Source organism: Bacteroides cellulosilyticus DSM 14838 (assembly GCF_000158035.1).
GTDB lineage: Bacteria > Bacteroidota > Bacteroidia > Bacteroidales > Bacteroidaceae > Bacteroides > Bacteroides cellulosilyticus.
On sequence record NZ_EQ973490.1, the window covers coordinates 2,075,456 to 2,086,438 of the forward strand.

Below are 10,983 nucleotides of genomic sequence, written 5' to 3' on the forward strand. Positions count from 1 at the left end.
TAAATGCTGATTATTAATCAAATAAATAACAAGTAAAGCTATGGCTAAAGAGAAATTCGAACGTAAAAAACCGCACGTAAACATCGGTACAATCGGTCACGTTGACCACGGTAAAACCACGTTGACTGCTGCTATCACTACAGTGTTGGCAAAGAAAGGTCTTTCAGAAGTTAAGTCTTTCGATCAGATTGATAATGCTCCTGAAGAAAAAGAAAGAGGTATCACTATTAATACTTCTCACGTAGAGTATGAAACCGCTAATCGTCACTATGCTCACGTAGACTGTCCGGGTCACGCCGACTACGTAAAGAACATGGTAACTGGTGCTGCTCAGATGGATGGTGCTATCATCGTAGTTGCTGCTACTGATGGTCCGATGCCTCAAACTCGTGAACATATCTTGTTGGCTCGTCAGGTAAATGTACCGAAGCTTGTTGTATTCATGAACAAGTGTGATATGGTTGACGATGAAGAAATGTTGGAACTTGTTGAGATGGAAATGCGCGAATTACTCGCTGCATACGAATTTGACGGTGACAATACTCCTATCATTCGTGGTTCTGCTCTTGGTGCATTGAATGGTGTGGAAAAATGGGAAGACAAAGTTATGGAATTGATGGATGCAGTTGATAATTGGATTCCGTTGCCTCCGCGTGACATTGATAAACCATTCTTGATGCCGGTTGAAGACGTATTCTCTATTACTGGTCGTGGTACTGTTGCTACTGGTCGTATCGAAGCTGGTATCATCCACGTAGGTGATGAAGTTGAAATCCTCGGTCTGGGTGAAGATAAGAAATCTGTTGTAACTGGTGTTGAAATGTTCCGCAAATTGCTGGATCAGGGTGAAGCTGGTGATAACGTAGGTTTGTTGCTTCGTGGTATTGATAAAGAATCTATCAAACGTGGTATGGTTCTTTGTAAACCGGGTCAGATTAAACCTCACTCTAAATTCAAAGCTTCTATCTATGTTTTGAAGAAAGAAGAAGGTGGTCGTCATACTCCGTTCCATAACAAATACCGTCCTCAATTCTATCTGCGTACTATGGACTGTACAGGTGAAATCACTCTTCCGGAAGGAACTGAAATGGTAATGCCTGGTGATAACGTAGAAATTAACGTAGAATTGATCTATCCGGTAGCTTTGAACGTAGGTTTGCGTTTTGCTATCCGTGAAGGTGGTCGTACGGTAGGTTCTGGTCAGATTACTGAAATCCTTGACTAATTACCAAATATATTAATCAGTTCCCGGTTTATATCGGGAACTGATTATATTCACACGGGAGTAGCTCAGTTGGTAGAGCACCGGTCTCCAAAACCGGGTGTCGGGAGTTCGAGCCTCTCCTCCCGTGCTAATATTTTTGAAATGAAGAAGATTGTAGCTTATTTTAAAGAAACTTACGACGAACTTGTACATAAAGTATCGTGGCCTACGTATTCTGAACTTACTAACAGTGCAGTAGTTGTTTTATATGCTTCCCTGCTTATTGCATTGGTAGTATTCGCGATGGACTTCTGTTTCCAGAACGTAATGGAGAAAATTATTTATCCACATTAAAAACGAGGGAAAATGTCTGAGATTGAGAAAAAATGGTACGTCCTGCGTGCTATTAGCGGAAAAGAAGCTAAGGTAAGGGAATACCTTGAAGCTGATATTAAAAACAGCGACCTTGGTGATTACGTATCTCAGGTATTGATTCCTACCGAAAAGGTTTATCAGGTTCGCAATGGAAAGAAAATTGTGAAAGAGAGAAGTTATCTCCCTGGTTACGTTTTGGTGGAGGCTGCTCTGGTAGGTGAGGTTGCTCATCACTTGAGAAATACTCCTAATGTGATTGGATTCTTGGGCGGATCGGATAAACCTGTCCCTCTGAGACAATCGGAAGTGAATCGTATACTTGGTACGGTGGACGAATTGCAGGATGCCGGTGAAGAACTGAATATCCCGTATGTAGTCGGTGAAACTGTGAAAGTAAATTACGGCCCGTTCAGCGGATTTAGTGGTATCATTGAAGAGGTGAACACCGAGAAGAAGAAACTTAAGGTTATGGTAAAGATATTCGGACGGAAAACTCCGCTTGAATTAGGCTTTATGCAAGTTGAAAAAGAATAATGCAGGTGTTACGCTGTAGTATTCTTTATTAATGTTTATATATAAATCAATAAGAAAATGGCTAAAGAAGTTGCTGGACTAATCAAATTACAGATTAAAGGAGGCGCGGCAAACCCATCACCTCCCGTAGGCCCCGCTTTGGGTTCTAAGGGTATTAACATCATGGAGTTTTGCAAGCAATTCAACGCCAGAACCCAGGACAAAGCAGGAAAGATCCTTCCTGTGATTATCACTTACTACGCAGATAAGTCTTTCGATTTTGTAATCAAGACTCCTCCCGTTGCGATTCAATTACTTGAAGTGGCTAAGGTAAAGAGTGGTTCTGCTGAGCCTAACCGCAAGAAAGTTGCCGAGCTTACTTGGGAACAAGTTCGTGCGATTGCTCAGGACAAGATGGTTGACTTAAACTGTTTCACTGTAGAAGCTGCCATGACAATGGTTGCCGGTACAGCTAGAAGTATGGGTATCGCTGTAAAAGGGGAGTTCCCGGTTAATAACTAATAAACTTCAATTAGAATGGGTAAACTGACAAAAAAACAAAAGTTGGCTGCAGAAAAAATTGAAGCAGGGAAAGCATACTCACTGAAAGAAGCTGCATCTTTGGTAAAGGAAATCACTTATACCAAGTTTGATGCTTCACTGGATATCGACGTGCGTTTGGGCGTTGATCCGCGTAAGGCGAACCAGATGGTGAGAGGTGTTGTATCACTTCCTCATGGTACTGGTAAAATTGTGCGCGTTTTGGTGCTTTGTACACCGGATGCTGAAGCTGCTGCAAAAGAAGCCGGAGCTGACTACGTTGGTCTTGACGAATATATTGAAAAGATCAAAGGTGGATGGACAGATGTGGATGTAATCATCACTATGCCTTCTATCATGGGTAAAATTGGTGCACTCGGTCGTGTGCTCGGTCCTCGCGGATTGATGCCTAACCCGAAGAGTGGTACTGTAACTATGGATGTTGCTAAAGCTGTAAGAGAAGTAAAACAAGGTAAGATCGACTTCAAGGTTGACAAGAGTGGTATTGTTCATACTTCAGTTGGTAAAGTTTCATTTAGCGTTGATCAAATTCGTGATAATGCGAAAGAATTCATCTCTACTTTGAATAAATTGAAACCGACTGCAGCCAAGGGTACATATATTAAGAGTATTTATCTTTCTAGCACAATGAGTGCAGGTATCAAGATTGACCCGAAATCAGTAGAAGAAATCTAATAAAACGGAGTAATAATGAGAAAGGAAGATAAAAGTACGATTATTGAGCAGATTGCTGCTACAGTAAAGGAATATAATCACTTCTATTTGATAGACATCACTGCAATGAACGCTGCCGCTACAAGCGCGTTGAGAAGAGAATGTTTCAAATCAGACATCAAATTGATGCTGATTAAGAATACATTGCTTCACAAAGCATTGGAGAGTCTGGAAGAAGATTATTCTCCGCTTTATAATTGCTTGAAGGGTACTACAGCTATTATGTTCTGTAATACTGCCAACTTACCAGCTAAGTTGATTAAAGCAAAAGCTAAAGACGGTATTCCCGGACTGAAAGCTGCATATGCAGAAGAAAGCTTCTATGTTGGTGCTGACCAGTTGGATGCTCTCGTTAGTATTAAGAGTAAGAATGAAGTTATTGCCGATATTGTTGCTTTGTTGCAATCACCGGCCAAGAATGTTATTTCTGCTCTCCAATCAGGTGGAAACACTCTTCACGGAGTTCTCAAAACTCTTGGTGAACGTACCGAAGCGTAAAAATGGGAAAGGTGTCATGACCTTGGGAGTAACGTCCCGAATAAATTTTCATAAACAAATTAGTAATTAAACAATTAAAATCATACAAAAATGGCAGATTTGAAAGCTTTTGCAGAACAATTAGTTAACTTGACAGTAAAAGAAGTTAATGAACTTGCAACTATCCTTAAAGAAGAATATGGTATTGAACCTGCTGCTGCAGCTGTAGCTGTTGCTGCTGGTCCTGCAGCTGGTGGTGCTGCTGCCGCTGAAGAAAAAACTTCTTTTGATGTAGTATTGAAGAGCGCTGGATCAGCTAAACTTCAGGTTGTTAAAGCCGTGAAGGAAGCTTGTGGTCTTGGCTTGAAAGAAGCTAAGGACTTGGTAGACGGTGCTCCTAGCGTAGTAAAAGAAGGTTTGGCTAAAGACGAAGCAGAATCATTGAAGAAAACATTGGAAGAAGCTGGAGCTGAAGTTGAACTTAAATAACATTAGCCTGTAAATCAGGTAATTCGGTTAAGAACCCTTCTGAAGAGGGTTCTTAACCTTTTTGTGTATATATTTAAAATTAAGTTCTACAAATCCATTAACAGATGTCTTCAAATACTGTAAACCAAAGAATTAATTTTGCTTCGACTAAAAATCCACTTGAATATCCGGATTTTTTGGAAGTACAATTGAAGTCATTCAAAGACTTTTTACAACTGGATACCCCACCCGAAAAGCGTAAGAACGAGGGACTGTATAAAGTATTTGCTGAAAACTTCCCCATTGCCGATACAAGAAACAATTTTGTTCTTGAGTTTTTGGACTACTATATTGATCCGCCGCGTTATACTATTGATGATTGTATAGAGCGAGGGCTTACTTATAGTGTGCCTTTGAAAGCAAAATTGAAATTATACTGTACAGATCCCGATCATGAGGATTTTGATACAGTTATTCAGGACGTATTCCTTGGTCCTATTCCTTATATGACGGATAAGGCGACTTTCGTCATCAACGGTGCGGAACGTGTTGTTGTATCCCAGCTTCACCGTTCTCCAGGCGTATTCTTCGGTCAGAGCGTACATGCTAATGGTACCAAACTTTATTCTGCCCGTATCATCCCGTTCAAAGGTTCTTGGATTGAGTTTGCTACTGATATTAACAACGTCATGTATGCGTACATCGACCGTAAAAAGAAGTTGCCCGTTACTACTTTGTTGAGAGCTATCGGTTTTGAGAATGATAAGGATATTCTTGAAATTTTCAATCTGGCCGAAGATATTAAAGTCAATAAGACTAATCTTAAGAGAGTGTTGGGACGTAAATTGGCGGCTCGTGTTTTGAAAACATGGATTGAGGATTTTGTAGACGAAGATACCGGTGAAGTAGTTTCTATTGAACGTAACGAAGTTGTGATCGATCGTGAAACTGTGATCGAACCGGAACATGTTGATATTATCTTAGAGTCGGGTGTTCAGAACATTCTTGTACACAAGGAAGAGCCGAATCAGTCTGACTATTCTATTATATATAACACGCTCCAGAAAGACCCGAGTAACTCGGAGAAGGAAGCTGTATTGTATATCTATCGCCAGTTGCGTAATGCAGACCCTGCCGATGATGCCAGTGCACGTGAGGTTATCAATAACCTGTTCTTCTCTGAAAAGAGATATGACTTGGGTAATGTAGGTCGCTACAGAATTAACAAGAAGTTGAATCTGACGACTGATATGGATGTGCGTGTTCTTACGAAGGAAGATATTATTGAAATCATTAAGTACTTGATCGAGTTGATTAACTCGAAGGCCGATGTGGATGATATTGACCATTTGAGTAACCGTCGTGTACGTACTGTAGGAGAGCAATTGTCTAATCAGTTTGCTGTTGGTTTGGCTCGTATGTCGCGTACGATTCGTGAACGTATGAACGTACGCGATAATGAAGTGTTTACTCCGATTGATTTGATCAACGCCAAGACTATTTCTTCCGTAATCAATTCATTCTTTGGAACGAATGCTTTGTCGCAGTTTATGGACCAGACGAATCCGTTGGCTGAAATTACGCACAAACGTCGTATGTCTGCTCTCGGTCCTGGTGGTTTGTCTCGTGAGCGTGCCGGATTTGAGGTACGTGACGTTCACTACACTCACTATGGTCGTCTTTGTCCAATTGAAACGCCGGAAGGTCCGAACATTGGTTTGATTTCTTCTTTGTGCGTGTTCGCTAAGATCAATGTACTTGGTTTCATTGAAACTCCATATCGTAAGGTTGAAAACGGTAAGGTTGACCTTTCTGATGAAGGGTTGGCATATTTGACTGCGGAAGAAGAGGAAGCTAAGATTATTGCTCAAGGTAATGCACCGTTGAATGATGATGGTACTTTCATCCGCGATAAAGTAAAAGCTCGTCAGGATGCTGACTATCCGGTGGTAACTCCGGATGAAGTAGAGTTGATGGACGTTTCTCCCCAGCAGATTGCTTCAATCGCTGCATCTCTGATTCCTTTCTTGGAACATGATGATGCTAACCGTGCGTTGATGGGGTCAAACATGATGCGCCAGGCAGTTCCTTTGTTGAAGAGTGAAGCTCCTATTGTAGGTACAGGCATCGAACGTCAGTTGGTTCGCGACTCTCGTACGCAGATTACCGCTGAAGGTGATGGTGTAATCGAATTTGTGGACGCTACTGTTATTCGTATTTTGTATGATCGTACAGAGGACGAAGAATTTGTAAGCTTCGAACCGGCATTGAAGGAATATCGTATTCCGAAGTGGCGTCGTACGAATCAAAATATGACGATTGACCTTCGTCCTATTTGTGAAATTGGTCAGCGTGTAACGAAAGGCCAGATTTTGACAGAAGGATATTCTACGGAAAAAGGTGAGTTGGCTTTGGGTAAAAACTTGTTGGTTGCTTACATGCCGTGGAAAGGTTACAACTATGAGGATGCTATCGTATTGAACGAACGTGTGGTTCGTGAAGATATATTGACTTCAATTCATGTAGAAGAATATTCGCTGGAGGTTCGTGAAACGAAACGCGGTATGGAAGAATTAACTTCCGATATTCCGAATGTGAGTGAAGAAGCTACTAAAGATTTGGACGAAAATGGTATTGTACGTGTGGGCGCTCGCATCCAGCCAGGTGATATCTTGATTGGTAAGATTACACCGAAAGGTGAGTCTGATCCGTCACCGGAGGAAAAATTGCTTCGTGCAATTTTCGGCGATAAGGCAGGTGATGTGAAAGATGCTTCTTTGAAAGCTTCTCCTTCTTTGAAAGGCGTTGTTATCGATAAGCGTTTGTTCTCACGTGTAATCAAGAGTCGTAGTTCCAAATTGGCTGATAAGGCTTTGTTGCCGAAGATTGATGATGAGTTTGATGCGAAGGTTGCTGATTTAAGAGGTGTCTTAATTAGAAAACTGTTGAAGTTGACTGAAAACCATGTATCAGAGGGTGTGAAAGACTATATGGGTGCTGATATTATTTCAAAAGGTGCCAAATTCTCTCCTTCTGATTTCGGTGATTTGGATTTTACTTCAATTCAATTGAGCAATTGGACGAATGATGATCGTATCAACGGCATGATTCGTGATTTGGTGATGAACTTCATCAAGAAATATAAAGAACTGGATGCCGAACTGAAACGTAAGAAGTTTGCTATCACTATTGGTGATGAACTTCCTGCCGGTATTATTCAGATGGCGAAAGTTTATATTGCTAAGAAACGTAAGATTGGTGTAGGTGATAAGATGGCAGGTCGTCACGGTAACAAGGGTATTGTTTCCCGCGTTGTTCGTCAGGAAGATATGCCATTCCTCGCTGATGGTACTCCGGTAGATATTGTATTGAATCCGTTGGGTGTGCCTTCTCGTATGAACATCGGTCAGATATTCGAAGCTGTATTAGGTCGTGCTGGTAAGAATCTGGGTGTTAAGTTTGCAACTCCTATTTTTGACGGTGCTACATTGGATGACTTGAATGAGTGGACTGATAAGGCTGGTTTGCCACGTTATGGTAAAACAAAGTTGTATGATGGGGGGACGGGTGAACCGTTTGACCAACATGCTACGGTTGGTGTTACCTATATGTTGAAGCTGGGGCACATGGTTGAAGATAAGATGCATGCACGTTCTATTGGTCCGTACTCTTTGATTACTCAACAACCGTTGGGTGGTAAGGCACAATTCGGTGGCCAGCGTTTTGGAGAAATGGAGGTTTGGGCGCTTGAAGCATTTGGTGCTGCGCACATCCTGCAGGAAATTTTGACTATCAAATCCGATGACGTTGTAGGTCGTTCTAAAGCTTATGAAGCAATTGTGAAGGGTGAACCGATGCCGCAACCCGGTATTCCTGAATCGCTCAATGTATTGTTGCATGAGTTGAGAGGTTTGGGCCTTAGCATCAACCTGGAATAAATCTAAAATTAATAGTTGGGAGTGATGACCTATTTGCTCCCAGCTATTAATTCTCAATATTCAATTGTCAATTTTCAATTATATATAATAAAGTATGGCTTTTAGAAAAGATAACAAGATAAAGAGTAATTTCTCGAAGATCTCTATTGGGTTGGCTTCTCCGGAAGAAATCCTTGAGAATTCGAGTGGTGAAGTTTTAAAGCCTGAAACTATCAACTATCGTACGTATAAGCCTGAACGTGACGGTTTGTTCTGTGAACGTATTTTTGGTCCTATCAAGGATTATGAATGCCATTGCGGTAAATATAAACGTATCCGTTATAAAGGTATTGTCTGCGACCGTTGTGGTGTGGAAGTGACAGAGAAAAAAGTACGTCGTGAGCGTATGGGACACATTCAGCTGGTTGTGCCGGTAGCTCATATTTGGTATTTCCGTTCACTTCCTAATAAAATTGGTTATTTGCTGGGACTGCCTACAAAGAAACTTGATTCTATTATTTATTATGAGCGTTATGTGGTAATCCAGGCTGGTGTGATGGCTGGTGAGATTGCTGAATATGACTTGCTCTCGGAAGAAGAATATTTGGATTTGATGGAGAAGTTGCCGAAAGACAATCAATTCCTAGAAGATTCAGATCCTAATAAGTTCATAGCTAGGATGGGTGCCGAAGCCATTTATGACTTGCTGGCTCGTCTAGATTTGGATGCATTGTCTTATGATTTGCGTCACCGTGCTGGCAACGATGCTTCTCAACAGCGTAAGAATGAGGCTTTAAAGCGTCTCCAAGTTGTTGAATCATTCCGTGCATCTCGCGGACGTAATAAGCCGGAATGGATGATTGTACGTATCGTACCGGTCATCCCTCCCGAACTTCGTCCGTTGGTTCCATTGGATGGTGGTCGTTTTGCCACTTCTGACTTGAATGATCTTTATCGCCGCGTAATTATTCGTAACAATCGTCTGAAAAGACTGATTGAGATAAAGGCTCCTGAAGTAATTTTGCGTAATGAAAAGCGTATGTTACAGGAAGCGGTTGACTCGTTGTTCGACAATTCACGTAAGTCTAGTGCAGTAAAAACGGATGCTAACCGTCCTTTGAAATCTCTTTCCGATAGTTTGAAAGGTAAGCAGGGACGTTTCCGTCAGAACTTGTTGGGTAAACGTGTTGACTACTCTGCGCGTTCGGTTATCGTTGTAGGTCCGGAACTGAAAATGGGGGAATGTGGTATTCCTAAATTGATGGCAGCTGAACTGTACAAACCGTTCATTATACGTAAGTTGATTGAACGTGGTATTGTAAAGACCGTGAAGAGTGCCAAGAAGATTGTAGATCGCAAAGAAGCTGTTATCTGGGATATTCTGGAACATGTAATGAAAGGTCATCCAGTACTGTTGAATCGTGCACCGACATTGCACCGTTTGGGTATTCAGGCATTCCAGCCTAAGATGATTGAAGGAAAAGCTATTCAGTTGCACCCGTTGGCATGTACGGCTTTCAATGCTGACTTTGATGGTGACCAGATGGCTGTTCACTTGCCGTTGAGTAATGAAGCTGTTTTGGAGGCTCAGATGTTGATGCTTCAATCTCATAATATTTTGAATCCGGCAAATGGTGCTCCTATTACTGTGCCTTCTCAGGATATGGTTCTTGGTTTGTACTACATTACTAAATTACGTAAGGGGGCAAAAGGCGAAGGCTTGATATTCTATGGTCCGGAAGAAGCTTTGATTGCTTACAATGAGGGTAAAGTTGATATTCATGCTCCGATCAGCGTTGTTGTGAAGGATGTAGACGAGAATGGGAATGTTGTTGATGTAATGATGCATGACACTTCAGTAGGTCGTGTAATTGTTAACGAAATTGTTCCCCCTGAAGCTGGTTATATCAATACCATTATTTCTAAAAAATCACTTCGTGATATTATTAGTGATGTAATTAAGGTATGTGGTGTGGCTAAAGCAGCTGATTTCCTTGATGGCATCAAGAATTTAGGTTATCAAATGGCCTTTAAGGGTGGTTTGTCATTTAACTTGGGTGATATTATCATCCCGGAACAAAAAGAGGCATTGGTACAGAAAGGTTATGATGAAGTTGAGCAAGTTATCAACAACTATAACATGGGTTTCATTACTAACAATGAACGTTATAATCAGGTAATTGATATTTGGACACATGTTAACTCTGAGTTGTCTAATATATTGATGAAGACCATTTCGAGTGATGACCAAGGATTCAATGCTGTATATATGATGCTGGATTCTGGTGCCCGTGGTTCTAAAGAGCAGATCCGTCAGTTGTCTGGTATGCGTGGTTTGATGGCAAAACCGCAGAAGGCAGGTGCAGAAGGTGGACAGATTATTGAAAACCCGATTCTTTCAAACTTTAAAGAGGGGCTTTCGGTGTTGGAGTACTTTATCTCTACCCATGGTGCCCGTAAAGGTTTGGCGGATACAGCGTTGAAGACGGCTGATGCCGGATATTTAACTCGTCGTCTGGTTGACGTATCTCATGATGTGATTATTAATGAAGAAGACTGCGGCACACTCCGTGGGTTGGTTTGTACAGACTTGAAAAATAATGATGAAATCATTGCTACGCTGTATGAACGCATCCTTGGTCGTGTATCTGTACATGATATTGTTCATCCTACAACAGGTGAATTGTTGGTTGCCGGTGGTGAAGAAATAACAGAAGAAGTAGCTAAGAAGATACAGGATTCTCCGATAGAAAG

Annotated in this window: 9 protein-coding genes and 1 tRNA gene; all 10 read left to right on the forward strand. The window is 41.4% G+C overall.

Features of this window, described 5'->3' with window-relative positions; genetic code table 11:
• The first annotated feature begins 40 nt into the window (after positions 1–40).
• Positions 41–1,225, forward strand: coding sequence for an elongation factor Tu (gene tuf, locus BACCELL_RS11920; protein ID WP_007212053.1), 1,185 nt, complete (start codon positions 41–43; stop codon positions 1,223–1,225).
• Between the two features lie 54 nt (positions 1,226–1,279).
• Positions 1,280–1,352 (forward strand) — tRNA-Trp (locus BACCELL_RS11925).
• Between the two features lie 14 nt (positions 1,353–1,366).
• On the forward strand, positions 1,367–1,558 hold the full coding sequence (secE, locus tag BACCELL_RS11930; RefSeq protein ID WP_007212054.1) for a preprotein translocase subunit SecE: 192 nt from the start codon (positions 1,367–1,369) through the stop codon (positions 1,556–1,558).
• A 12-nt stretch (positions 1,559–1,570) separates the two neighbouring features.
• Positions 1,571–2,113: a transcription termination/antitermination protein NusG gene (gene nusG / locus BACCELL_RS11935; protein ID WP_007212055.1), complete on the forward strand. Its 543-nt coding sequence runs from the start codon at positions 1,571–1,573 to the stop codon at positions 2,111–2,113.
• Between the two features lie 57 nt (positions 2,114–2,170).
• Entirely contained in the window at positions 2,171–2,614 is a 444-nt protein-coding gene (gene rplK, locus BACCELL_RS11940; protein ID WP_007212056.1) for a 50S ribosomal protein L11, read from the forward strand.
• Between the two features lie 15 nt (positions 2,615–2,629).
• Entirely contained in the window at positions 2,630–3,328 is a 699-nt protein-coding gene (gene rplA / locus BACCELL_RS11945) for a 50S ribosomal protein L1 (RefSeq protein ID WP_007212057.1), read from the forward strand.
• Between the two features lie 15 nt (positions 3,329–3,343).
• Positions 3,344–3,865, forward strand: a complete 522-nt coding sequence (gene rplJ / locus BACCELL_RS11950; protein ID WP_007212058.1) for a 50S ribosomal protein L10 — start codon at positions 3,344–3,346, stop codon at positions 3,863–3,865.
• A gap of 90 nt (positions 3,866–3,955) precedes the next feature.
• Complete coding sequence (rplL, locus tag BACCELL_RS11955) at positions 3,956–4,333, forward strand: 50S ribosomal protein L7/L12 (RefSeq protein ID WP_007212059.1); 378 nt, start codon at positions 3,956–3,958, stop codon at positions 4,331–4,333.
• 104 nt (positions 4,334–4,437) lie between these two features.
• Positions 4,438–8,250, forward strand: a complete 3,813-nt coding sequence (gene rpoB / locus BACCELL_RS11960; protein WP_007212060.1) for a DNA-directed RNA polymerase subunit beta — start codon at positions 4,438–4,440, stop codon at positions 8,248–8,250.
• A gap of 94 nt (positions 8,251–8,344) precedes the next feature.
• A partial coding sequence (rpoC, locus tag BACCELL_RS11965) for a DNA-directed RNA polymerase subunit beta' (RefSeq protein WP_007212061.1) occupies positions 8,345–10,983 on the forward strand: 2,639 nt, incomplete at its 3' end.